General features: G+C 72.2%; 12 protein-coding genes. All 12 read left to right on the forward strand.

All coding sequences use genetic code 11. The features are described from left to right. Positions 1-2: 2 nt before the first annotated feature. The 12 genes from ACIQCY_RS06585 (at position 3) to ACIQCY_RS06640 (ending at position 26,097) form a co-directional block, all read left to right on the forward strand. Positions 3-596, forward strand: a complete 594-nt coding sequence (locus ACIQCY_RS06585) for a PH domain-containing protein (protein WP_400483098.1) — start codon at positions 3-5, stop codon at positions 594-596. Next, complete coding sequence (locus ACIQCY_RS06590) at positions 593-1,843, forward strand: adenylate/guanylate cyclase domain-containing protein (protein ID WP_400483099.1); 1,251 nt, start codon at positions 593-595, stop codon at positions 1,841-1,843. Before ACIQCY_RS06585 ends, ACIQCY_RS06590 begins: the two co-directional genes overlap by 4 nt. A gap of 166 nt (positions 1,844-2,009) precedes the next feature. After that, positions 2,010-8,117 carry an Ig-like domain-containing protein gene (locus tag ACIQCY_RS06595; protein ID WP_400483100.1) on the forward strand — a complete coding sequence of 2,036 codons (6,108 nt, stop codon included), beginning with the start codon at positions 2,010-2,012 and terminating at the stop codon, positions 8,115-8,117. Positions 8,118-8,234: 117 nt separating this feature from the next. Beyond that, positions 8,235-14,303: an Ig-like domain-containing protein gene (locus ACIQCY_RS06600; protein WP_400483101.1), complete on the forward strand. Its 6,069-nt coding sequence runs from the start codon at positions 8,235-8,237 to the stop codon at positions 14,301-14,303. Between the two features lie 63 nt (positions 14,304-14,366). Beyond that, positions 14,367-15,338 (forward strand): AAA family ATPase, encoded by a 972-nt coding sequence (locus ACIQCY_RS06605; protein WP_400483102.1) that lies wholly within the window; start codon positions 14,367-14,369, stop codon positions 15,336-15,338. 45 nt (positions 15,339-15,383) lie between these two features. After that, the gene (locus ACIQCY_RS06610; protein ID WP_400483103.1) at positions 15,384-16,787 is read left to right on the forward strand and encodes a DUF58 domain-containing protein; all 1,404 of its coding nucleotides are present in this window, start codon (positions 15,384-15,386) and stop codon (positions 16,785-16,787) included. Next, positions 16,784-19,276 carry a transglutaminaseTgpA domain-containing protein gene (locus ACIQCY_RS06615; protein ID WP_400483104.1) on the forward strand — a complete coding sequence of 831 codons (2,493 nt, stop codon included), beginning with the start codon at positions 16,784-16,786 and terminating at the stop codon, positions 19,274-19,276. The genes ACIQCY_RS06610 and ACIQCY_RS06615 overlap by 4 nt, the downstream gene beginning before the upstream one ends. 140 nt (positions 19,277-19,416) lie before the next feature. Further along, positions 19,417-20,580 (forward strand): RDD family protein, encoded by a 1,164-nt coding sequence (locus tag ACIQCY_RS06620; RefSeq protein WP_400483105.1) that lies wholly within the window; start codon positions 19,417-19,419, stop codon positions 20,578-20,580. Next, positions 20,577-21,530 carry a PP2C family protein-serine/threonine phosphatase gene (locus ACIQCY_RS06625; RefSeq protein WP_400483106.1) on the forward strand — a complete coding sequence of 318 codons (954 nt, stop codon included), beginning with the start codon at positions 20,577-20,579 and terminating at the stop codon, positions 21,528-21,530. Before ACIQCY_RS06620 ends, ACIQCY_RS06625 begins: the two co-directional genes overlap by 4 nt. Next, positions 21,527-23,692 (forward strand): FHA domain-containing protein, encoded by a 2,166-nt coding sequence (locus ACIQCY_RS06630; RefSeq protein ID WP_400483107.1) that lies wholly within the window; start codon positions 21,527-21,529, stop codon positions 23,690-23,692. Before ACIQCY_RS06625 ends, ACIQCY_RS06630 begins: the two co-directional genes overlap by 4 nt. Beyond that, a complete protein-coding gene (locus ACIQCY_RS06635) occupies positions 23,689-25,377 on the forward strand; it encodes a protein kinase (protein ID WP_400483108.1) in 1,689 nt (562 codons plus the stop codon). Before ACIQCY_RS06630 ends, ACIQCY_RS06635 begins: the two co-directional genes overlap by 4 nt. A gap of 12 nt (positions 25,378-25,389) precedes the next feature. Beyond that, entirely contained in the window at positions 25,390-26,097 is a 708-nt protein-coding gene (locus tag ACIQCY_RS06640; protein ID WP_400483109.1) for a hypothetical protein, read from the forward strand. Position 26,098: the final 1 nt, after the last annotated feature.

A 26,098-nucleotide genomic window follows, 5' to 3' on the forward strand; every position in this document is an offset into this window, starting at 1 on the left:
CCGTGCGCGTCAGACTGCTGCCCGGGGAGCGGGTGCTCGTGCGGACCCGGCCCAATCCGCTGCCGCTGGTGGGGCCGGTGCTCGCGGGCTTCCTGCTCCTCGCCGTCGGGGGCTTCGCCCTGGGCTACCTCTCGCGGCGGGACCTGGCCGGCCTCGCCGAATGGCAGCCGCTGCTCCTGCTGCTGGCACTCGCCGCCGTCGTCCTGCTGCTGCTGCGGGTCGTGGTGCGCCCCCTCGTCCGCTGGTCGAGCAACCGCTACATCCTCACGAGCATGCGGCTCATCCACCGTCGCGGCGCCACCCGGCGCACGGAGCACCAGATCAACCTGTCCGCGATCTCGCAGCTGCAGACCGAGCAGGGGCTGCTCCAGCGGATGGTGGGCAGCGGCACCCTCGTCGCGGACCTCGGCTTCGACCGCTCGCACGCCTACCGGGACGTTCCGCAGCTCGGGACGTTCAAGGAGTACATGGTGCAGGCGATCAGTGAACTCCCGCTGACCCGCATGTTCGATGGTGTAGACATGGAGATCGATCCCGAGTACGCCCGCGGTGGCGCGCCATGGGCACAGCAGGAATGGAGGGGCGAGCGATCGTGACAGTCGAGGACCGCCACGAGTCCGGCCAGGCGGAGGGTTCCGGGGACACTGCCGGGAGTCCGGGCGCCTCGGGCACGTCCGACGACGCCCCCGAGGCCGCTGCCTCGACGGCGTCGAAGGCCGTGTGGCAGCTCCAGCCCGACATGGCGACCGTCGGCTCCGACGCCGACCAGCCGTCGGACGACCCGAAGGAGGCCGCCCCCATCGAGCTGGACCGCGAGACGATCCGCCGCCTCGAACGCGAACTCCTCGGCGCCGAACGCACCCTCAAGCGCCGCGACATCGCCGCGGGAGCAGGCGTCTCCCTCCTGTCCGCCCGCAAGCTCTGGCGTGCCATGGGCTTCCCCAATATCGGGGACGACGACATCGCCTTCACCGAGAAGGACCTCGGCGCGCTCACCACCATCATCGACATGGTGCGCCAGGAGCAGCTGACCGAGGACGCGGCCATCTCGATCACCCGCGCCGTGGGGCAGATGACGGACCGCATGGTGGTCTGGCAGATCGAGGCGATCGTCGAGGAGATGGTGGCCCAGCGCGGGCTCTCGGACGCCGACGCGCGCAAGACCCTGGTCTCGGAGCTCCCGGACCTGATCGAGCCGCTCGAGAAGACCCTCGTGTACGCATGGCGCCGGCAGATGAACGCCGCCGTCCAGCGACTGGCACTGCGCGCGGAGTCGGGTCTGCGCTCCAGCGAGGCGGGGCGCGACGGCGACGAGCAGGACGCGCCGCTGCCGCTCGCCCGCGCAGTGGGCTTCGCGGACCTCGTCTCCTACACGAGCCTGTCACGGCAGATGAACGAGCGGACCCTGGCGCAGCTCGTGCAGCGGTTCGAGAACAAGTGCGCCGAGATCATCTCCGTGGGCGGCGGGCGCCTGGTGAAGACCATCGGCGACGAGGTCCTCTACATCGCCGAATCGCCCGAGGCCGGCGCGGAGATCTCGCTCGCCCTCGCCAAGGCCTTCACCGAGGACGAGTTCCTGCCCTCCGCGCGCTGCTCCCTCGTCTGGGGGCGGGTGCTGTCCCGGCTCGGCGACATCTACGGCCCGACCGTCAATCTCGCAGCCCGGCTGACGGCGCTCGCCGAGCCGGGGGAGGTCCTCGTGGACTCCGCCACGGCCGCGACCCTCGAGCACAACGAGAAGTTCGTCCTGACGCCCCACGAGCCCCGGCAGGTGCGCGGGTTCGGCGAGGTGCGGCCCGTGACCCTGGCCCGGGGCACCGGTACCGGCATCATCCTCGACTGACGCCGGACCGGGGGGAGTGCTCCCCATGCCGGCGCGTTGGCACATCCGGGAGGCCGTGCGAGACTGCTAGCGGCCTCCTGAGCCCTCCGCCCTCCCTCCCGAGCGGCACGCCGGTTCACGGGTGGACCGCAGTACCGAAAAAACTGGGGCAATAAGGGTGAAGTTCGTGGGTCTCAACCGCATGCAGCCGAAGCATCGCCGCGCCATGTCCGCGGCCGTCGTCACGACGGTGACCGGCGCCGTCGTCGCCGGCGCTCTGCTCTATCCGGGCTTCGCGACCGCCGACGTGGACCTGAACGACGGCGGCGTGTGGGTCACCAACGGGAACCTCGGCATGGTGGGCCACCTGAACTACCAGTCCCGCCTCCTCGACGGCGGGTACGCGGCCAACAGCGACGCGTTCGACATCCAGCAGCACGCGGCCACCGTCTTCAACATCAACTCCGACCAGTCGAAAGTCAGCCCCGTCGACATCGCGAACGTGGTCCGCGGCACCGAGGTACAGCTGCCGGGCGCCGCCGTCGTCACCCTGGGCGGCACGACGGCGACCGTCACCGACCGGTCCTCCGGATCGGTCTGGATCACGACGACGGCCGAACTCGCCGCGTTCAGCGACCAGGAGGAGGACCCCGTCTCCACGGGTCCCGGATCCGTCGCCGCCGTCTCCGCGACGGGCCGCGTCATCGTGGCCGACCCCGACGCCGCCACCATCACCACCTACGACGTCCGGGCGGACGGCACGTGGGACGAACCGGACGTCCGGGAGGCGCCGGAGCTCGCGAACACCGGGGACCTGCAGGTGGCAGCGGTCGGCGAGGACGCCGTCGTCCTCGATCCCGCCTCCGGCCTGGTGATCCTCCCCGACGGCAGGACGGCCTCCTTCGAGGACACCGAACGCGCGAAGCTGCAGCAGAGCGGGCCGGCAGCCGGGTCCGTGTCGATCGCCACGGAGACCTCCCTCATCCAGCAACCCCTCGACGGCGGCGACGCGGCGGTCACGGAGATCGGCAACGGCCTGCCGGCCGCGCCCGTGGTGCAGGGCGCCTGCCTGCACGCCGCCTGGGCCGGCGCCGCGACGTACCTCCGCGACTGCCGGGACGACGCGGACGACAAGCGGGAGGACATCCCGAACCTCGGGGCGCAGTCCGAGCTCGTGTTCCGCGTGAACCGCGACATCGTGGTGCTGAACGACACCGCCGCGGGCGACGTGTGGCTCGTGCAGCAGAACCTCGAACTCGTGGACAACTGGGGGGACATCGTCCCGCCGAAGGACGAGTCGGACGAGCAGGACGAGGAATCGGCGAGCGAGAACCCCGTCAACACGCTGCCCGATCGCTCCGGTGAGAACCGGCCGCCCGTGGCCACCGACGACAGCTTCGGGGCGAGGGCGGGCCGCACCACCATCCTCAACGTGCTCGACAACGACACGGACCCGGACGGGGACCTCCTGACGGCGACGCTCGCGGGTGACCAGCCGGCGTCGGGCACCGTGCAGAGCATCTACGACGGCGCCGGCATGCAGATCGTGGTGCCCGACGACGCTCCGGTGGGCCGCAGCACCTTCCGTTACGACATCGAGGACGGGCGCGGCGGAGAGGCGGGGGCGTCCGTGACCGTCGACGTCCGCGGCCCGGACACCAACGAGGCGCCGCGCGCCAGACGCCCGACGACCATCCTCGTGGAGCAGGGCCGCAGCGTCAGCCAGAACATCCTCGATACCTGGGAGGACCCGGACGGCGACGACCTGTTCCTGGTCAGCGCCGACCCGACCCCGGACGGCGACCAGGTGCGCACGCGCTCCGACGGCCTGCTCACCTTCCGCGACATCGGCAAGGGGCTCGGCGTGAAGGAGGTGCGGATCGTCGTGTCCGACGGCCTCGAGCAGGTCGAGGGCACCGTCGTGTTCGACGTCCGGGCCAACGGCATCCTCCCGCCCGTCGCCAACTTCGACCACTTCACGGCGATCGTGGGCCAGGAGGTGCAGCTGTCCCCGCTGAAGAACGACCTCGACCCGGCCGGCGGGCAGCTCAGCCTCGCGAAGGCGGAGGCCACGGCCGGCGACGCCCCGATCACCCCGGACTACGACACCGGGACCATCGCGTTCACGCCCGCCGCGGCGGGGACGGTCTACCTCGAATACCTCGTCACCAACGGCCCGCAGACCGCCAGCGGGCTCATCCGCGTCGACGCGACCACGAGCGGCAGCCAGGGCGCGCCGGTCGCCGTCCGCGACGTCGCCCTGCTCCCGCGCAACGGTGACGTCCTCGTGGACGTCCTCGCCAACGACACGGACCCCACCGGCGGGGTCCTGGTGGTGCAGTCCGTGACCACGCCGGAGGGTTCCCCGCTCGACGTCGCCCTGCTGGACCACAACATCCTGCGCATCCACGACGTGCGCGGGCTCGACCAGCAGACCACGCTCCGGTACACGGTCTCCAACGGCATCGCGTCGTCCACCGGTGAGGTGAGCGTGCTCTCCGTCGCCGGCCCCGAGACGCTCCTGCCGCCGCAGGCCACCCCGGACACGGCGACGGTGCGGGCGGGTGACGTCGTCAACATCCCCGTGCTCGACAACGACACGCATCCCAACGGCGACGCCCTCACGCTGGATCCCGTCCTCGCGCAGGGCGTGGACCCGGCCGACGGGCGCATGTTCGCCTCGGAGAACGTCCTGCGTTTCGTCGCGGGACCGATCGCCAAGACCGTCTACGCGATCTACACCGTCCGGGACACCACGGGGCAGGTGGACTCCGCGGAGGTGCGCATCACCATCAAGGCGCGCGACGACGCCAAGAACACGCAACCCGTGCCGAGGAACCTCGAGGGCCGCGTCATCGCCGGCTCCACCGTCCGCATCCCCGTACCCCTGGACGGCATCGACGCCGACGGCGATTCGGTCTTCCTGACCGGCATCGACAGCGCGCCGAAGCAGGGCGCCGCCATCCCGGGCACCAACTTCATCGACTTCACGGCCTCCGCGACGGGCGCCGGGACCGACTCCTTCACCTACAGGGTGCGCGACCGCTTCGGGCTGGAGAACACGGGCACCGTGCAGGTGGGCATCGCCCCCGCGGCGGAGGCGAACCAGAAGCCCATCGCGGTGAACGACGGCGCGATCCTCCGGCCCGGCCGGGCGATCGCCGTCGAAGCCCTGCGCAACGACTCCGATCCCGACGGCGACCCGATCCGGCTCGACCCGGACGGGCTGTCCGCGACGCCGGCCGAGATGGCGCCCGAGGCGAAGGACGCCAGGGTGCTGTTCACCGCGCCCGAGCAGCAGGGCACGTTCAACGTGCGCTACCGGGTGGTCGACGGCCGCGGCGGCGCCGCCGACGGCAACATCACGGTGACGGTGGACCAGAACGCGGAGCTGCTCCTGCCGATCGCCCGCGACGACCGCGTGGAACCCGCGGAGACACGCGGCGAGACCGCCGTCGACGTCCCGGTGCTCGACAACGACGAGGATCCCGACGGCGTCCGCGAGGACCTCGAGGTGACGGTGGACCCCGGGTTCACGAACGTCTCGGTCAGCGACGACAACGTGGTGAGGGTGGACCTGGCGCAGGAGGACCAGCTCATCCCGTACCAGGTCGAGGACATCGACGGCGGTGTGGCGCGGGCCGTCATCTGGGTGCCGAGCCTCGGCGAGCAGTACCCCACGCTCGCGTCCGACGCCCCGATCGACGTCACCGCCGGGGAGGACCTCGCGCTCGACCTGCGGGAGCTCGTCGAGGTGCGTGAGGGCCGCACGCCGCGCATCACCGTGGCGGAGAAGGTCGCGGCCATCGGCGCGGACAACGCCGGGGAACTCATCCGGGACCCGTCCACCCTCGTCTACGGAGCGGACATCGGCTACGCGGGCCTGGGCTCTATCACGTTCGAGGTGACCGACGGCGATGGTCCCGACGACGCCGACGGGCTCACCAGCACCCTCACCATCCTGACCAACGTGATCCCCGCCCCCGAGACGAACCTGCCGCCGACCCTGGCCTCCGCGTCCCTCGAGCCCGCGACGGCGGAACCCGCCGTGTCGCTGGACCTCCGGCAACTCGCCTCGGACCCGAACCCCGAGGACGCCGATTCCCTCGTCTTCGCCCTGGTGGGAGAGGTTCCCGCCGGTTTCCAGGCGCGGCTGAACGGATCGGTCCTCGAGGTCGGCGCGGAGGACTCCGCGCGCATCGGGACGGTCGGGCAACTGGGCATCTCGGTCTCGGACGGCGAGGAGACGGCGGTGAGCACCGTGGCGCTCACCGTCCTCGCCTCCAGCAGGCCACTGGCCGTCGCCAATACCGACATCGTGCCGAAGGCCATCCAGGGCGAGCCCGTCACCGTGCCCGTGCTGGAGAACGACGCGAACCCCTTCGAGGACACGCCGCTGACCATCGTCGACGTCATCGCCGACGGCAACGGCAGCGCCTCCCAGCAGGGCGACGCCGTCGTCGTCACGCCCTCCGGCACCTTCGTGGGCAGCATGACGGTCCAGTACACCGTGGCGGACAAGACGGGGGAGAGCAACCGCTTCGTCACCGGGCGGATCCAGCTCACCGTCGAGGGGAAGCCGGGCGTCCCGGGCACCCCGACCGTCGAATCGACGCGCAGCCGGACCGTGGTGATGTCCTGGGATCCTCCCGCGAGCAACGGCTCGCCCATCACGGGCTACACGGTCACGGGCACCAACGGCTTCAGCCAGGAGTGCCCGACGACGACCTGCACCATCACGGGCCTGACGAACAACGTCGAGTACGTCTTCCAGGTCACGGCGACCAACGCCAACGGCACCTCGGACGCCTCACCGGCGAGTGCCCCGGCGCGTCCGGACACCAAGCCCGACCAGCCCGCACCCCCGACGCTCGTCTTCGGCGACGGCTCGCTGACGGTGAACTTCACGCCGCCGGCCAACGAGGGCTCGCCGATCGAGGGCTACGATCTGCAGATCTCGCCCGCTCCGCCGAGCGGGGCGACCCAGCGCGCCGCCGCCGACAGCCCCCTGGTGTGGGAGGGGCTGGAGAACGGAACCGCCTACAAGGTGCGCGTCCAGGCCCGCAACGCCGCCCCGGATCCCTCGGACTGGAGCGACTACTCGGCGGCCGAGACGCCCGCCGGGCTGCCCGGCGTACCGCAGGCGCCGACGACGACGCGCGCCCCGTCGGTCGGGGCGCAGAGCCAGCTCGGGGTCGACTGGAACGACGCCGACCCCAACGGCGCCCCCGTCACGAAGTACCAGGTCCAGGAGTACCGCGGGGGCGCGCCCGTGCGGACGCTTCCCGAGGTGCCCGCGTCGCAGCAGACCATCACCGTGGACAACGCGGAGGCGGACTACTCCTATGCGGTGCGCTCCTACAACAGGGCCGGCTGGTCCGCGTACGGTGCGCAGTCGGCACCGCGGCGCGCCGTCGGCAACCCCGCGCCGCCCGCGGCCCCGCAGCTCGTCGAGGCGAACACCGGCGGGGCCGGGCGCGCCGTCACCCTCACCTACGCGCCGCTCTCGGCGGCGCAGCGCAACGGCGCCCGGGAGAACGAGGTGGCGTACCAGGCGAGCTTCAACGGCGGCGGCTGGCAGGCCATCGCCCAGAACCAGACGGTGGGAGGCTTCGCCAACGGCTCCGACGTCTCGGCGCGGATCCGCGCCGTCGTCACCAGCGACGGCGCCAGCTACACGAGCGAACCGGGGGCGGCGTCGGCCGCTGCGAAACCGTACGGATCGCCGGGAGCCGCGACGGCGTCGGGGCGTGACGGCGGGAAGGAACAGAAGAGCCTCGACCTGGGCTGGGGCGCGCCGAACATCTCCGCCCACGACGTGCAGCAGATCCAGATCAGGATCGACGGCGGACGCTGGGAGGACGTCGGCAACTCCGGCAGCCGGACGATCAATACCGGCGGCTACAACGAGCGGCACACGATCGACGTGCGCTCGCTGAACTCGCGCAACCAGGAAGGGCCCATCGCCTCGGCGGCAGCGCGCAGCGGGGATGCGCCGCCGCCCAAGCCGACGCAGTGGACCATCGCGGCCGGCGGCCCCGAGCTGGACACCCGCAGCTGCATGGATCCTCGGACCTCGACGAACTTCGACGAGGCGACCAGGGACTGCGCCGGCGAGCACTGGATGTACAGCGGGAGCTCGCTGGAGTCGAACTGCTTCATCACCCGCAGCAGCGGGCCGTGGTACCGCCAGCTGTCCGGCCCGAACCGGGACGCCAACAATGACGGCCTCTTCCTCAAGGGACTCCACACGGACTACCGCAACGGTCCACCCGCGGGCATGCCGCCGTGCTGACTCCCCATGGGCAGCGCCCCATGGGGAGTCCTGCCCATCGAGGACCGGTCCCGCCCGCCGCTACACTGATCCAGGCACCGGTCTCAGGCGTGCCACAGGTCTCCCGGGGGAAATAGCGTGAAGTTGTCCGGTCTCACCGCGCGCAGGCGCAGGTCCATCAGCGCGCTGTCCTTATCGGTGGTGGGCGCGCTCGCGGTCACGGGCGCCGTCGTCTATCCCGGCGTGCGCACCGCCGACGTCGACCTCAACGACGGCGGCGTCTGGGTCACCAACAACGCCCAGGGCAAGGTGGGCCACCTCAACTACCCGTCCCGCACCCTCGACGGCGGCTTCGTGGCGAACAGCAACTCGTTCGACGTCCACCAGAACGCGGCCACGGTCTTCACCGAGAACCGCGACGTCGGCGCCCTGAACCGGGTGGACACCGCGAGCGTGACGACGGGCGAGGAACAGGCGCTCCCCGAGTACGACGACGTCCTGCTCGGCAGCCGGTACGCCGTCACCGTCCAGTCCTCCGACGGCACCGTATGGGTCGGGGACACCACGGCCCTGGCGAGCCTCACCACCGAGGACGCCACGCCGCTCGTCGAGGGCGCTCCGGGAACCGTCGCCGCCATCGGCCCCGACGACACCGTCGCGGTCGCCGATCCGCAGGCCCACACCCTGACGACCTTCGTGCTGGAGGACGGCGCCTACGCAGAGCCCGAGACCACCACGGCACCCGAGATCACCGGGGAGCTGCAGGTCGCCGTCGTGGGCCGGCATGCGGTGGTCCTGACCGGCAGCGGCGACCTGGTCACGGCCGACGGGGACGTGCGGGCGCTGCCCGACGCCACCGACGCCGTCCTCCAGGCGAGCAGCGCGGACTCCGACCTGGTGGCCGTCGCGACGCCGTCGGCCCTGCTCGAGGTGCCCCTGGACGGCGGCGGACCGACGAGCACCGCGACCGCGAGCTCCGGCGGCCCCATCGCGCCCGTGCAGCTCAACGGCTGCGTCCACGCGGCCTGGACCGGGTCCGCCGAGTACGTACGCCAGTGCCGCAACGACGCCGACGACGACACGAGCGCCATCCCGTCCCTCGGGGCGCGTTCGGACCTCGTGTTCCGCACCAACCGCGACGTCGTGATCCTCAACGACCTCGCGGGCGGCAACGTGTGGCTCGTGCAGCAGGACATGGTCCTCGTGGACAACTGGGACGAGATCATCCCGCCGCCCGAGGAGAGCGACGAGGAGGACCAGGAATCGGCGGATGAGAACCCGCTCAATACGCTGCCGGACCGCACGGGCGAGAACCGGCCACCGGTGGCCGAGGACGACTCCTTCGGTGTGCGGCCGGGCCGGACCACGCTGCTCCCGGTCCTCGACAACGACTCCGACCCCGACGGCGACGTCCTCACCGTCACGCCCCAGGGCGATGATCCGCCCGTCGGCACGGTCCAGCCGGTCTACGACTCCACCGGCCTCCAGATCGTGGTGCCCGGCGACGCCGTCCCGGGCCGACACACCTTCGACTACCGGATCGACGACGGCCGCGGCGGCACGGACACCGCCAGCGTGCAGCTCGACGTCCGTTCCGACAGCGCCAACGAGGAGCCGTCGCCCAAGCGCGCGACCCGGCTCACGGTCGAGCAGGGCGCCACCATCACCGCGAACATCCTCTCCGACTGGGAGGACCCGGACGGCGACGACCTCTTCCTCCGGTCCGCGACCATCGGTACCGAGGGCGACCAGGTGCGCACGCGCGACGACGGGCAGCTGACGTACCGCGACGCCGGCGGCACGCTCGGGCAGAAGGAGATCACGGTGCAGGTCTCCGACGGACGCGACACCGCCGAGGGGACCGTCCTCCTCGACGTGCAGCCCACCGGCAACGTGCCGCCCGTCGCGAACTCGGACCACATCACGGTCGTGGCCGGGCAGGACGTCGTCGTCGCCCCGCTCAAGAACGACCTCGACCCGAGCGGGCGGGGACTGCGCCTCACGCAGGTCACGCCGCTCGAGACGGCGACCGTCACGCCCGACTACGAACTCGGCACGTTCACCTTCTCCTCCACCACGCCCGGCACCGTCTACGTGCCGTACGTCGTGGCCAACGGCCCGGCGACGGCGGAAGCGCTGGTGCGCGTGGACGTCACCCCCGAGGGCGGGGCGCCCGGCGACCCCATCGCGGTGCGGGACGTGGCACTGCTGCCCACCGGCGGGCAGACGCTCGTCGACGCCCTCGCCAATGACACCGATCCGGGCGGCGGGGTGCTCGTGGTGCAGTCCGTCGAGCTCCCGCCCAACAGCGAGCTGAACGTCGCCGTCCTCGAGCACAATGTCCTCCGCGTCACGGACGCCCGCGGCCTCCGCAACCCCACCGCCTTCACGTACACCGTCTCGAACGGGACGAGCAGCTCGACGGGCCAGGTCTCCGTGCTGCCCCTCCCCGCACCCGAGAAGCTCGAACCGCCGCGGGCCGCGGCCGACGACGTCACGGTGCGCGCGGGCGACGTCGCCACCGTCAACGTGCTCGAGAACGACGTCCACCCCAACAACGCCGAGCTGACGCTCGCCCCCGAGCTCGTGGAGCTCCCGAGCGAGGGCAGCGGGCTCATCGCCGTCTCAGGCGATTCCATCCGCTTCAAGGCCGGGACCGCGGCGGGCACCTTCCACGCCGTGTACGCGGTGCTCGGCCCGGACGGCCAGACCGACTCCGCGCAGGTCACGTTCCGGGTCAAGCCGGCGACGGCGGAGAACAACGCGCGCCCCACGCCCAGGGCGCTGGAAGCGCGGGCCATCGCGGGCAACCCCACGAGGATCGTGATCCCGCTCGACGGCATCGACCCGGACGGCGACTCCGTCTCGCTCGCGGGCATCGAGCAGGCCCCGACGAAGGGCACCGCCGTGGTCGGCGCCACCTTCATCGAGTACACCGCGGCGAGCGACGTCACAGGTCAGGACGCCTTCAGCTACGTGGTCGAGGACCGCTACGGCGCGAGGTCCACGGCCACCATCCTCGTCGGCATCGCCCCGCCGTCCGCCTCGAACCAGCCACCGGTGGCCGTCGACGACGCCATCGCCGTGCAGCCCGGCCGGCGCGTGAGCGTCGACGTGCTGAAGAACGATTCCGACCCCGACGGCGATCCGCTGTCCGTGACGCTCGAGGGACTCGACCTGCCGGCGGCACTGCAGGCCGAGATCATCGACGGGAAGCTCTTCTTCGACGCGCCGTCGGAGCCGCTGACCACCGCCGTGCCCTACCTCGTCTCCGACGGCAGGGGAGGGGACGTGGTCGGCACCGTCCGCATCGAGGTCTCGCCGACGGCGCGCCAGCTCGCTCCCGTGGCCTTCGACGACCGCGTCTCCTTCGCCGACACCCGCGGCCGGACCGCCGTGGACGTCCCGGTCCTCGACAACGACGTCGACCCGGACGGTGCGTTCGACGAGCTGGTGATCAGCTTCCCCGAGAACACCGAGGGAGTGGCCGCAGTGGACGGCGGGCTCGTCAACGTCGCCCTGCAGCCCACCGCGCAGCTCATCCCGTACCAGGTGACGGACCCCGACGGGCTCAGCTCCGTTGCCTTCATCAGGGTGCCGGGCCTTGCCGACCAGCGGCCCGCGCTCCGCGACACCGAGCCGCTCGAGGTGCAGAGCGGTGACGAACTCCTCCTCGAGCTCGCGGACCTGGTGGTGGTGCGCGAGGGCCGGACCGCCGCCATCACCGAGGACTCCAGGGTGTCCGCCATCGCCTCCGACGGCGGGGCCCTGGTGCGCGGCGTCTCGACCCTCGCGTTCACCTCGGCCACCGACTACTCGGGTGCCGCGTCGGTGACCTTCGAGGTCACGGACGGCACCTCCGCCGATGATCCGGAGGGCCTCACCTCCGTGCTGACCGTCGGCATCCGGGTCCTGCCGGATCCCGACCGGAACACCCCGCCCACGCTGACCTCGGGCGGGCTCGAGGTCGAGCAGGAGGGCTCGGGGCGGCTGGACCTCGCCGGGCTCGCCGCGGACGAGGACCCGCAGGACCGCGACGCCCTGGCGTTCTCGATCGTCGGCGACGCGCCGGCTGGGCTGTCCGCGCGGCTCGACGGATCGGTGCTCGAGGTCGGCTCGGCCGGCGCGCCGGCCGGCACCCGCGCCGTCCTCCGCGTCGCCGTCGAGGACCCCCGCGGCGGGCGTGCGGAGGCGATCGTCGACGTCGTCGTCGTCTCGTCCCGCCTGCCGCTCGCCGTGGCGGGGGACGACGTCCTCGGCGATGCCGAGCAGGGCGAGACCGTCATGGTGCCCGTGCTCGCCAACGACACCAATCCCTTCCCCGACACACCGCTGCAACTGCTGAGCGCCGACGTCGAGACCGGGACGGGCTCCGCGTCGGTGGTCGGCTCGGAGGTCAGTGTCACCCCGTCGGAGGACTTCGTGGGCACGATGGTGGTGCGCTACCGCGTGGGGGACCGCACGGGGGCCGCCGACCGGCAGGTGGACGGCCGAATCCGGCTGACCGTCCGGGGGCGTCCGGACGCACCGACCGCACCGTTCGTGGTGGAGGTCCGCAACCGTACGGTGGTCCTCGAGTGGGACCCGCCGGCGGCGAACGGCACCCCGATCACCGGGTACACCGTGCAGGGCACCAACGGCTTCAGCCAGTCCTGCCCCTCGACGACCTGCACGCTGACCCCGCTGACGAACAACGTCGAGTACACCTTCACCGTCACGGCCACCAACGAGGTGGGGGAGTCGGATCCCTCCGCGGCCTCGCCCGTGGCACGCCCCGACGAGAAGCCCTCCACGCCCGGGGCCCCGACGCTGACGTTCGGTGACGGCTCCCTCGCGGTGCAGTGGGCCGTCCCGCCCACCGAGGGTTCACCGGTGGAGAGCTACGACCTCGAGATCTCCCCCGCGCCACCGGGAGGCGGAGCGCTGCGTGCCGGGGTCCAGGGGACCTCGCTCGAATGGACCGGGCTCGCCAACGGCACGCCGTACCAGGTCCGCGTCCGTGCCTACAACCGCGCACCGGACCCGTCCGAGTACAGCGCGTACTCCGCAGCGGAGATCCCCGCCGGTGCCCCCGCGGCGCCCGCTGCCCCGGCCTCGGCCCTCGGGTCCCGCGGCGGTGAGGCCAACTCGGTGCTGAACGTGTCCTGGGCGGCACCGGACAGCAACGGCGCGGAGATCCAGGGCTACACCCTGACCACGCTGCAGAACGGCAGCGCCGTCACCAGCACCGAGCTCTCCGGATCCCAGACGTCCTCGCCCGTCACGGTCGCCAACTCCGAGGCGCCGTACAGCTTCACGGTGACCGCCCGGAACAAGGCCGGAGTGTCGGCTGCGAGCGCGGCGTCCGCGCCGCGGCAGGCGTCCGGCGCACCGGGTGCCGTACCCGCGCTGACGGCCACGGAGGGCGACCGCTCCATCAGGGTGGGCTTCGGCGAGGCCGCCCGGAACGGAGCGCGGCCCGAGCAGCTGGCCTACGAGTACAACCTCGGCGGCGGCTGGCGCTCGGTCCCGGGGGACCGCGTGATCCGGGACGGCGTCAGCAACGGCACCACGTACCGCGTGACCATGAGGGCGGTGAACACCGCCGACGGGCAGGCCCTGCCCGGGCCCGAGTCCCAGTCCGGCGCGGTGGTGCCCTACGGCGCGCCCAACGCTCCCGGCGTGCAGGCCCAGGCGAACGGGATGTCCGTCCGCTTCACGGTCACCGCGCCGTCGTCGAACGGTCGCGAGATCACCGGCTTCGACTACACGACGTCGGACGGCCAGGCCGGCAGCTTCGGGCCCGCCGGAGGCTCGATCGACAAGGGCGACACGGCGGACACCTCCTGGAGCATCCGGGTGACCACGCGCGATTCCGCCGGGCAGCGATCGGCGGAGGCCACGGCGCAGGCCCGGACCGCTCCGACCACCATGGACATCGGCAAGGGGCCGCAGAATCCCGCGATCACCTCCGAGGACACCTACTGGGAGATGTTCCGCGTGAACAACTTCCCGGCCGGCCGGCACCGGGTGAGCTGCTACGCGGACCAGACGCTCGGCGGCACCACGGCGTATGAAAGCGGCTTCGACGACTTCCCGGTCTCCGGGACCTTCCAGAGCCGGGTCTGCTACGGCAAGTTCGATCCGAAGTCGACGACGCCGGGCTACCTGAAGGTCATCGTCGACGGCGTCGGGGAGTTCAGGGCCGACGGCGGCTGGGACTTCTAGGCGCCACGCCACCAGCACCACCGGATACAGCGACAGCACGACCAACGACAGGAAGAACGAACGATGGCAATGACAGCAGAGCAGGCAACCTGGTTCGCCGGCACCTTCGACAAGCTGGTGGGCAACGTGGGCCAGGCGGTGCTCGGCAAGTCACAGGTGGTGCGCCTCGTGCTGACCGCCATGCTCGCCGAGGGGCATGTGCTCCTGGAGGATGCGCCCGGCACCGGCAAGACGATGCTCGCGCGTTCCCTCGCCGCCACCGTGCAGGGCACGCACTCGCGCATCCAGTTCACGCCCGACCTCCTGCCCTCGGACGTGACCGGCGTGACCATCTACGACCAGAAGACGCAGGCCTTCGAGTACCACAAGGGGCCCATCTTCGCGAACATCGTGCTCGCCGACGAGATCAACCGGGCGTCCCCCAAGACGCAGTCGGCCCTCCTCGAGGTCATGGAGGAATCCCGGGTCACGGTGGACGGCGTGAGCTACACCAACGAGCGGCCCTTCATGGTCATCGCGACGCAGAACCCGATCGAGCAGGCCGGCACCTACCGCCTGCCGGAAGCGCAGCTGGACCGCTTCCTGATCAAGACGGAGATCGGCTACCCGGACCACGCCTCCACCGTGCAGCTGCTCAGCGGCGCGGCCACGCGCGACCGCTCGCTGGCCCTGACCCCGATCATCACCACCTCCGCCGTCGTGGAGATGGCGAACCTCGCGGCGGAGACCCACGTGGACACTGCGGTCCTCGAGTACATCTCGCGCCTCACGGAGGAGACGCGCACCGCGCCGGAGACCCGCCTGGGTGTCAGCGTCCGTGGTGCCCTCGCGATGGTGCGCGCAGCGAAGGTGTGGGCCGCGGGACAGGGCCGCCACTACGTCCTGCCCGACGACGTGAAGGAACTGGCGCCCTTCGTCTGGACCCACCGCTTCGTGATGGATCCGGAGGCCGAGTTCGCCGGCGCCACCCCCGAGGCCGTGCTGCGGCGCGTCCTCGCGGACGTGTCGGCGCCGCAGCAGCGCGCGTCCGCCTAGCGCCACCCCCGCACCATCGAGCAGGCAGAAGGCAGCAGGCACACCATGGCAACCTCCACCACCGAGAACCGGGCCCGGCGCGGCGCCCGTCCCGGCCGCGGCACGACGTCGGGCGTGCCGCCCGTGCGCGGTCGGCAGGACCGCATTCCGCGCGCGCCCCGGCCCGAGCGCCGGCGGGACCGCCCGGGCGGCGCCCTGCGGCCCGGTTCCCTCGTCGCCGAGTCGGGCCGGTTCCTCCGGGGTGCACTCGCGCCCGCAGCACACCGGGCGAGGGACCTCGGAGCAGGGCTGCTCGGTCCCGTGGTGTCCATCGTCAGTCCTCTCGGCAGGCTCCTGATCGGCGCCGTGGCATGCCTCTGGATCCTCGGCGCGCTGCTCGGCTGGAGCGAGGCGCTTATCGCCGCCGTCATGGGCACCCTGCTGGTCCTGCTCGCGATCGGCTTCATCCTCGGCCGCTCCTCCTACGGGGTGGAGCTGGACCTGGCACGCACGCGGATCGCGGTGGGGGACAGGGCCGTGGGCAGCGTGTCGGTCTCCAACACCTCGGACAGGGCGTTGCTGCCGGCGTCCCTCGAACTGCCGGTCGGCGCTGCGACGGCGATCTTCCACCTCCCGCGGCTGGCTCCGGGGCAGGTCCACGAGGACCTCTTCAGCATCCCCACCCAGCGGCGCGCGGTGATCGTCGTCGGTCCCGTCCGGTCCGTCCGGGCGGACCCGCTGAGCATCCTGCGCCGCGAGGTGCTGTGGACCGACCCCACCGACCTCTTCGTGCATCCGCGCACCACGCCGCTGACCGGCTCGGCCGCGGGGTTCATCAAGGACCTCGAGGGCCTGCCCACCAAGGAACTCTCCAGCGCCGACGTGTCCTTCCACGCCCTGCGCGACTACGTGCCCGGCGACGACCGCCGGCACATCCACTGGAAGACGACGGCGCGCACGGGCAAGCTGATGGTCCGCCAGTTCGAGGAGACCCGCCGGTCCCACCTCGCGGTCGCACTCTCCACCAACCTCAACGAGTACGCGAGCGAGGCGGAGTTCGAGCTCGCCGTCTCGGTCGCGGGATCCATCGGCCTGCAGGCCATCCGGGAGCAGCGCAACCTCAGCGTCCTGACCCAGGGCGGTCCGCTGCGGACCGAGACGGGCCGGAACCTGCTGGACGACATGACGCGGCTCCAGGGCCGCGGCATGCGGGCGAGCGCGCTGGACCTCGCGCGGACGACGGCGGACAGCGTACCCAACGCGTCGGTGGTCTTCTTCGTCGTGGGCCCGGAGGTGACGCCGTCCCAGCTGAGGTCGGCTGCCGCCTCCATCCCGCCCGGTATCCGCTGCCTCGCGATCCGCTGCGTCACCGAGGGCCGGCAGAGCCGCGCCACCATCGGCGACCTCACGGTCCTGACCCTCGACTCGCTCGAGGACCTGGCGCTCGTCCTCCGGAAGGCCGCAGCATGAGCCGCCGCCCCGCGCAGGCCGCACCACCTGCGGTGCCGCACCTGCGGGCCGCGGCACCTGCCGTGCCGCGCCGCCAGGCCGCCATCGACTCGGGCGTCCTCCTGCTCCTCCTCGGCCTCGGCGTCCTCGGCTTCGGACCGACGTTCGGCGGCGACCTCCGCTACCTCGTGGCGGGTTTCGCCGGCGTGCTGCTGGGCCTCGGCCTGGCCTGGGTCGGGCGGCTCCTGCAGTGGGGCCTCTGGACCATGATCGGCGCCTTCCTCGGGACGTACCTCCTGCTCGGCCATGCGCTCGCCGCCCCGCAGGAGGCCTTCCTCGGATTCCTGCCCACGCTGCAGTCCCTCCGCATCCTGATCCTCGGCGTCGTCTTCTCCTGGAAGGACATCCTGACCGTCGCGGATCCGGTGGGTACCGCCAGCGGCATGCTCGTGGTGCCGTTCCTCGCCGCGATGCTGTGCGCGGTGGTGGCCGGCACCCTCGCGTGGCGCCTGCGGGCCCCCTACTGGACCATGCTCCCGGTCCTCGCGCTGTTCGTCGTCGGGATCGCCTTCGGCACCGACCGCGCCTTCCTGCCCGAGGTCCGCGGCATCCTGCTCGTCGTCGGAGCCACGGCCTGGCTCGCCTACCGCCGGGACATCGCGCGCACCGACGCCCGCACCCGGGGTGCCGTGGACCCCGCGCAGGCGGACCCCGCGACCGCCCGCTCCGGCCGGAACCGGCGGCTGGCCCTCGGTGCCGGCGTGCTCGCGGCAGCGACCGTGCTGACGCTCGTGATCAGCCCCGTGGTCGCCGCCGGGCAGGACCGCAGGGTGCTGCGCGACGTCGTCGAACCGCCCGTGGACCTGTTCGCCTATCCCAGCCCGCTCACCAGCTTCCGCCGGTACGTGAAGGACAACTCGGACACCGTCCTGTTCACGGTCGACGGCCTGCCCGAGGGGGAGCGCGTCCGGCTCGCCGCGCTGGACGCGTACGACGGCGTGGTCTACAACGTGAACCCGCAGGCCGCGGGGAACTTCGCCCGCGTGGGCGACGCCCAGCAGCTCGGCGACGTGGACCCGGACGACCTCGACGGCGGCACGAGCGCGCAGCTGACCTTCGACATCAAGGACTACACCGGTGTCTGGCTTCCCGCGGGGGGCGACGTCGAGGGCGTCCGGCTCGGCGGGCCGCGTGCGGAGGAGCTCGGCCGATCGCTGTACTACAACGACGACGCCCGCACCGCGCTCTCGACCGTCGGCGTGCAGCCCGGTGACACCTACGAGGTCAACGCCGTGTTCCCCGAGACCTTCCCGGAGGAGCAGCTGGCGCAGTACGGCTTCGCGGACCTCACGCTGCCCCGTGTCCAGAACGATCCCCCCGTCATCGCAGCCAGGGCCAGCGAGTACATCGGCGCCGTCTCGGAGCCGATCGAGCGCGCGCGGCGCCTCGAGCAGGTGCTCAGCGCGCAGGGCTTCTTCAGCAACGGCAAGGAGGACGAGGCGAAGTCGCTGCCGGGACACGGCGCCGCACGCATGCTGAGCCTCCTCGACGCCGAGCAGATGGTCGGCGACGACGAGCAGTACGCCGTGGCCATGGCCCTCATGGCACGCAAGGTCAACATCCCGGCACGCGTGGTCATGGGCTTCTACCCCGACTGGGACGAGGTCGGCGCTGCCGAGGGGCCCATCGAGATCACGGGCGAGGACGTGCACGCCTGGGTCGAGGTGGCCTTCGACGGCGTCGGCTGGGTGGCGTTCAACCCCACGCCGCCCGAGGACAACGAGCCCGTACCGCCGCAGCAGCAGCCGAAGTCCTCGCCGAAGCCGCAGGTCCTGCAGCCGCCGCCCCCACCGCAGGAGCCCGCCGAACTCCCGCCGGACTCGGCCCCCGAACCCCAGGACGCCGAGGAACGCGAGAAGGACCTCCTCGACGAGCTCGCGCCCTACCTCGCCATCATCGGGATCGCCCTGATCCCCGTCGTCGTCCTGCTCGTCCCGCTCCTGCTCGTCGCGCTGCTCAAGCGGAAGAGACGGAAGCGCCGCGAGCACGACGGCATGCCGGCGGACCGCGTGGGCGGTGGCTGGAGCGAAGTGGTCAGCCTGGCCACCGACCTCGGCGCGGAGACGAACCCGCGGTCAACGCGACGCGAGAGTGCCCGCGACCTCGGCGCGGCCTTCCCGGAGAGCCGTGCGTCCACGACGCTCCTCGCGGCGAGGGCCGACGCCGGGATCTTCGCCGCGGGTGACCCGAGCGAGGAGGAGGTCCGCGACTACTGGCGCGACGTCCACACCTCCCTCGAGGGGATGCGCGGGTCGGTGGGCTTCTGGAAGCGCCAGCGCGCGCGGTTCTCCCCGCGGTCGCTCCTGCGGGACGCCGGTGCACGGAAGCGCGGTGCGGCCGCGCGACGGCCCGCTGCCGGGTCCGGCAGGAGTTCGGGCGAGCGGTCCGGAGAGGATGCCGGCCCACGCTCCCGTCGGCGCCGGCGGGACCGGACGGGGGAGACCCCGTGACGGGCGGCAGTGCACCGGAGTGTCCGCGCTGCGCGGCGTCCCTGCCCCCGGGCACGCCCTACTGTGTTCACTGTGGCAACAGGACCGGGCATCGGGCCGGTCGGGAGCCGGCGCCGGCCGGGGGAAGCAACGGGGTAGGAATGGCGCAGCAAGGACTGAGGGACGCCGCCGCGTCCAGACGCCTGGTCGCGAAACTGGTGGACGTGCTGCCGGCCGCACTCCTCGGCGGAGTCCTCACGGCAATCGGCGTGAGCACCATCGAGACGCAGCAGGTCTCCGCCGTCAGCCGGCAGGTGGACCTCACCGGATTCCTCGTCTTCCAGGGCATCGGCTCGCTGCTGTCCCTCGCCTACGGGATCCTCGTCTGGGGCTGGGAGGCCAGGACGGGCAAGACGCCGGGCAACCTCCTCCTCGGTCTCCGCACCACCGGCGAGGACGACCATCCGGCCGGGTGGCTCGCCATCCTCGTCCGCAATCTGCTCGTGGCCGTGGCCGGTCTCGTCCCCGTGGTCGGCACGGTGCTCATGCTCGTGTCCAACATCTTCGATCGGAACGGCAAGAAGCAGGGCTGGCATGACAAGGCCGCGCACACGCGCGTCTTCGACGTCCGGTCGGGGCGCAACCCGCTCGAGACCGGCGGCATCGGCGGGCCGGCCTCCTTCGCGCCGCCGGACCCCGTGCCAGGACTGCAGCCCGTGCCGTCACCCGTCCCGGGCCGGTCCCCGAACCAGGCCGACGACCAGCCGGCGACTTGTGCGCCGCACCGGCTCCAGGCCCCGTCGGCAGGGGGGCCCGCCCTGCCTGCCCCCGTCCTCGAGGCCCTGCCGGTTCCGGTCGGCCCCGGCAGCATGGTTCCGCCGGCTCCGGCCGTGGCGTCCTTCGCGCCGACGGCTCCGGCCGTGGCGTCCTTCGCGCCGACGGCCCACCCGGACGACGACATCGAGCAGACCAGGGTGACCTCGGGCCGAGCCTCGGGACCGCTGAAGATCCTGTTCGACAACGGGCGCGAAGTGGAGCTGCGCTCGCAGGCGCTGATCGGCCGCAACCCCGCAGGGCAGAATGGGGAGATGATCGACCAGCTCATCGACTTCTCCGACCAGGGACGCTCCGTGTCCAAGACCCACCTCCACGTCCGCGTGGAGGGCCAGGGACTGTGGATCACGGACCGGAACTCCACGAACGGCAGCGCGATCACCGCGCCGGACGGCCAGCGCACCGCCGTGGGTGCGGGCCGGACGCTCCTGGCCCAGCCCGGGTCCACCGTGCACTTCGGCGACCGCAGCTTCCTGGTGGTGCGCCCATGAGCGTCCAGGGCGCCGCGGCGGGCCCGCCGCGCGACCTGCGCCTCGACTACGGATTCGCGACGGACCGCGGACTCCGCAGGGAACTGAACGAGGATTCCCTCATCGCGTCCGAGCCCATCTTCGCGGTGGCGGACGGCATGGGCGGGCATGAGGCCGGTGAGATCGCGAGCGGCATCTGCGTGCGCACCCTCGGATCCAGCCCCATCATCGGCCGCCACCTGCCGGAGTTCTCGGCGGCGGACCTCGAGGAACTCATCGAGGACGCCGACCAGGAGATCCGGCGGCAGACGGGCGGCCAGGCGGGGACCACGCTCACCGGCGTCGTCCTGGTGCAGGAAGCGGGCATGCCCTACTGGCTGTTCTTCAACGTCGGCGATTCCCGCACGTACCGCCTGAGCCAGGGGCAGTTCGGGCAGATCTCGGTGGACCACTCGGAAGTCCAGGAGCTCGTGGACGTCGGCAGCATCTCGCCGGAGGCGGCGCGCACGCATCCGCGCCGGCACGTCGTGACCCGGGCCCTCGGAACGGGCGACGACGCCGAGGCAGATTTCTGGCTCATGCCCGTGGAGGAGGGCGACCGCATCCTCATCTGCTCGGACGGCCTCAGCGGCGAGGTCACCGATGACGGCATCTACACGGTCCTGAGCACCGTGCGCGATCCGCAGCAGGCCTGCGAGGAGCTCGTCGAGGCGACACTCCGCTCCGGCGCACGCGACAACGTGACCCTGATCATCGTCGACGCCACCGGGGTGGGTGAGGAGGCGGAGATGCAGACGACGGCGCCGCGCGGCGGCACCTTCGCGGCCGATGTCGGGCACGCCGTCGAGACCGGCAGGCACCCCGTGCAGACCGGCGACGTCCCCCGACCGGCAGGCTCGCACGCCGTCCTGCCCACGGACGTTCCACGCGGTCACCAGGGGCAGCCGGAGACCTCGGGGGAACAGCCATGACGGACGGTCCGGCCCCGGTCCAGCTTCCCGGACGCACGGCGCCGACCTACGCCTACACGCCCGGCGACTGGACCCTGCTCGCCCGCGGCGGGATGCTCGCGGCGGTGCCCCACGGAACGGACGAAGCCAGGGTCCGGGCGCTGTGGGAGGCCATGGACGACGACGACGCCGGCGTCGCGACGCTGCTTCCCCTCCTGAGCGGGGGATTCGGCGCCGGACTCGCGGCGATGCCGCCATTCGCCGTCGCCGCCACGACCGGCGGGCTGCACGTCATCCTCAGGGGAGCCGTCCGGCTCACGGTCACCGGACCGACGGGTTCCAGCACCTTCACCGGAGAGCGCGTGACCACCTGGACCGAGCATCTGCTCGACGAGGGCAGCTTCTCCTCCTTCACGCTCACGTGCGGGCCGTCGGCCGGTTCGGCGCCGTCGCTGCCGCTCGCCGTGGGCGGCGTCCTGGCAGCATCGGTGACGACGAAGACCTCGGCGGCCAACGCAGCGGAGCTCCCGGAGCCCTCCCGGGTCCGCCGAGGAGTCGGCGGTACGCCGGATGGGATGTCGGACGGGACATCGGACGCGACATCGGGCGGCACGCCGGATGGGACGCCGGGTCCGACACCGGCCGGGACATCGGACGTCCCGCCGGGCCCGACATCGGGCCCGACATCGGGCCCGACACCGGACGGGACATCGGACGCAACGCCGGATCCCACGCCGGACGTGACGCCGGACGCGCTGGTCGCCGAACCCGGGAGCCTCGGGGCCATGGACCCCGAACTCGAGGCCGAGCCTTCGCTCGCGGTCGGGGAACGCGACGTGGACGGGAGGCGCCCGGAAGCCGGTCCCGCCGAGGCGGACGACTCCGCGACGATCAACCCCGGCCTCTACCTGACGAGCGTGCCGGCGGACGTCGCCGACCCCGGCGTCGTCTCCGCCGTGGAGCCGCTGGCGGCGGTGACCGATGCTCCGGCGGCGCGCCCGCAGGGGCACGACTTGCCAGGAGCGGGCGCGACCGATGGCCTGCAGGGTCACGACGCAGCAGCCCGACGACCGGAGGGGGACCGGGTCCAGGGCCACGGTCCCTCCGGGAGCGGCTTCGCGCCGGACGTGGAGGAGGACGGCACCTCGGGCATCGGCTACGACCACCTCTGGGACCAGACCGTGGCCCGCCGCGTGGAGGACGCGGCCGTCCGTGAGGCCGACGACGCTCCGACGGTCGGCTCCGCGCCCGGCCCCTCCCTAGCCGGTCCGTCCACTCTCGGCCCGTCCACTCTCGGCCCGTCCGCTGCCGGCCCCTCAACACCGGGAGAAGTCGCCGCACCAGCGCTGGAGCCCGACGCGGAGAAGCCCGGGAAGCCGACGCCCGACGCGTCGGCGCAGGCGCCGGTGGAAGCGGCCGCCGCACCGCCCACGGTCCTGATCGACTCCGTACCCTGGTCCACCGGCCGGTCCGCCACGACAGTAGTGCCGGAATCCACGGGGTCCGTGCCCCCGGCGCCGCGCGTACCGGCGTCGGCCCCGTCGGCGTCCGCGCCCTCCACCCCGGCCTCGTCCTCGACCTCGTCTACGCCGGCCACCCCGTCCACCCCGCCGGTCCTGGGTGACCACGACGGGCAGACCGTCATGCGCAGCCGGCTTCCGGAGGCTCCCATGGCACCGGAGCTCCCCGTACCCCCGGCACCCGTCGAGCGGGCCGCCGGCACCGGTCCGCTCGTCCTCGCCCGGCTGTGCGTCGCAGGCCATGCCAATGCCCCCACCAGCTCCGCGTGCTCCAGCTGCGGAGGCGCGCTGCAGGACGAGACGCAGCAGGTACCCCGGCCGGGCCTGGGCGTCATGAGGATCTCCACGGGCGAGGTCGTCGACCTCGACCGCTCGATCATCGTCGGACGGCAGCCCTCGGTCTCCCGCGTCCAGGGCCGGGAGATGCCGAAGCTCGTCCAGGTGCAGTCGGCGTCCGGCGACATCTCCCGCTCCCACGTCGAGGTCCGTCTCGACGGCTGGCACGTGATGCTGTGCGACCTCAAGGCCACGAACGGCACCGTGCTGATCCGCGACGGGCAGCCCCCGCGCAGGCTCGGCCAGGGCGAGACGGCCTTCCTGCTCGACGGCGACATCGCCCAGCTCGGTGACGACGTCTCCCTGCGGTTCGAGGACCTGCCGTGAGCACCAGGCGCCCTGCCGCACCGCCGCCGTCGATCTCCGGGTACCGGTACGTGAGCCTGCTCGGCTCCGGCGGCTTCGCGGACGTGTACCTGTACGAGCAGGACCGCCCGCGCCGCCAGGTCGCCGTCAAGGTGCTCATCTCGGACCTCAGGACCGACGGTGCCCGGAAGGCGTTCGAGTCCGAGGCCAACCTCATGGCCCAGCTCTCCTCCCACCCCTACATCGTCACGATCTACGAAGCGGATACCACCGCCGAGGGCCACTCCTACCTGGCCATGGAGTACTGCTCCCGCCCGAGCCTCGACATCCGCTACCGGCGGGCACGCCTCTCCGTCGCCGAGACGCTGACCGTCGGCATCCAGGTGGCGTCCGCCGTCGAGTCCGCGCACCGGGCCGGTATCGCGCACCGCGACATCAAGCCCGCCAACATCCTCGTGACGGACTACAACAGGCCCGCCCTGACCGACTTCGGCATCTCCGGCACCATGGAGTCCAGCGGCACGGACGAGGACCAGGGCATGTCCATCCCCTGGTCGCCGCCCGAGGCGTTCCACGGCGGGGGGATCGACGGCGTCAAGGTGGACGTCTGGGCGCTCGGTGCCACGGTCTACACACTGCTGGCCGGCCGCTCGCCCTTCGTCTTCCCCGGCACGGACAACTCGCAGGCGGCCCTCATGGACCGGATCGCGAGCATGCCCCTGCAGCGCACCGGGCGCGAGGACGTCCCGGATTCGCTGGAGCTGGCCATGGCGACCGCGATGTCGAAGCAGCCCGGCTCACGCTTCGAGTCCGCCTACTCCTTCGCCCTGACCCTCCAGCGGATCCAGACCGAGCTGGGATACTCGGTGACACCGTTCGAGGTGCTCGACGACGCCCCGCTGCAGCCCGGGGACGACGCCGGCGCCGAGGAGACCCGCGTGCGGCGGGTGGTGTCCATCGACCCCGAATCCACGACCTTCGCGCCCACGTTCCCGAACGCGCCGTTCCCCGACCGTGATGCGACGGGCCACACGGGCCCCGCCGGTTCCACCGGCGCGGGTGCCGTGCGCGCGGTCGGGCCGCAGGCCCCTGCCTCCTCGCCGGCAGCTCCCTCACCGGCACCCGCCGCGGAGTCCGCCGGTACGGGCTGGGGCGAGCGGACGGTCCTGAGGGGCGCCGGCACGGCCTCCGAGGACCCGCTGAGGCTCGACACGACGATGCACCGCCCCGCGGCGGCCGGCTCGACGGCGGTGGAACCGGCGGATCCGGCCGCAGCGCCCACGCGCCGACGGCGCCTTCCCCTGCTCATCGGCGTCGGCGCGCTCGTGGTGCTCGGCACCGCGGGCGGGGTCGCCGCCGTCGTCCTTGGTGGCGACGGCGCGGAACCGGCGCCGCCCGTGGGACTGACGCAACCGCCGTCGGACCCGATGGCAGGCCTGGAAGGGAATGTCCCTGCACCCGAGGGCCTCACGGGCGTGCCGCAGGGCAACGACATCGCCTTCTCGTGGGCCAACCCGGATCCGCAGGACGGCGACATCTACCGCTTCCGCACCGTGACGGTGCAGGAGTCGGGCGAGTGGATCAGGACCCAGCAGCTCTCGGCGACGGTGCAGGCCAGCCCGTCCGGCACCACGTGCGTCGACGTGCAGCTCGCACGCAGCAACGGGACGGCGTCCGAGCCAGCCCGCAGCTGCTACCCGGAGTAGGAGAGGAACACCTTGGGGGAACTCGCAATAGATTTCTGCGGTGAATGGCACGAGCCCGCGGAGAACCAGGTCTTCGACATCGGCAGGGAGGGCGACCTCGAGGTCGACGACAACCCGTACCTGCACCGGAAGTTCCTGCAGATCGAACGCCAGAACGGCATCTGGTGGCTGAACAACGTCGGCACCATGCTCTCGGCCACGGTCGCCGACACGAGCGGTGGGATGCAGGCCTGGGTGTCGCCCGGCGCCCGGATCCCGCTGGTCTTCGGGCAGACCCGGGTGGTCTTCACCGCAGGACCGACCACCTACGAGTTCGACGTCCACCTGAAGACGCCCGCATTCCGCCAGGAGAGCCGCGGCGCCGACAGCGCCGGGGACACGACGATCGGGCCGGTGCGGTTCACCGACGCGCAGAAGGCGCTCATCGTGGCGCTCGCCGAACCGATGCTCCGCCGTGAAGGCACCGGCTTCAGCGCCATCCCGTCCTCCGCGGAAGCCGCGAAGCGCCTGGGCTGGGCCCTGACGCGCTTCAACCGCAAGCTCGACAACGTGTGCGACAAGCTCGACCGGGTGGGCGTCGCCGGCCTCCGCGGCGGCGGCGGGAAGCTCGCCACCAACAGGCGCGCCCGCCTCGTGGAGCACGCCATCACCTCGCACCTGGTCACCTCCGACGACCTCCACCTGCTGGACACCATGAAGGGCACATCCGATGACGAATAGC

This window comes from Arthrobacter sp. NPDC092385 (assembly GCF_044755105.1).
Taxonomy (GTDB): domain Bacteria; phylum Actinomycetota; class Actinomycetes; order Actinomycetales; family Micrococcaceae; genus Arthrobacter_D.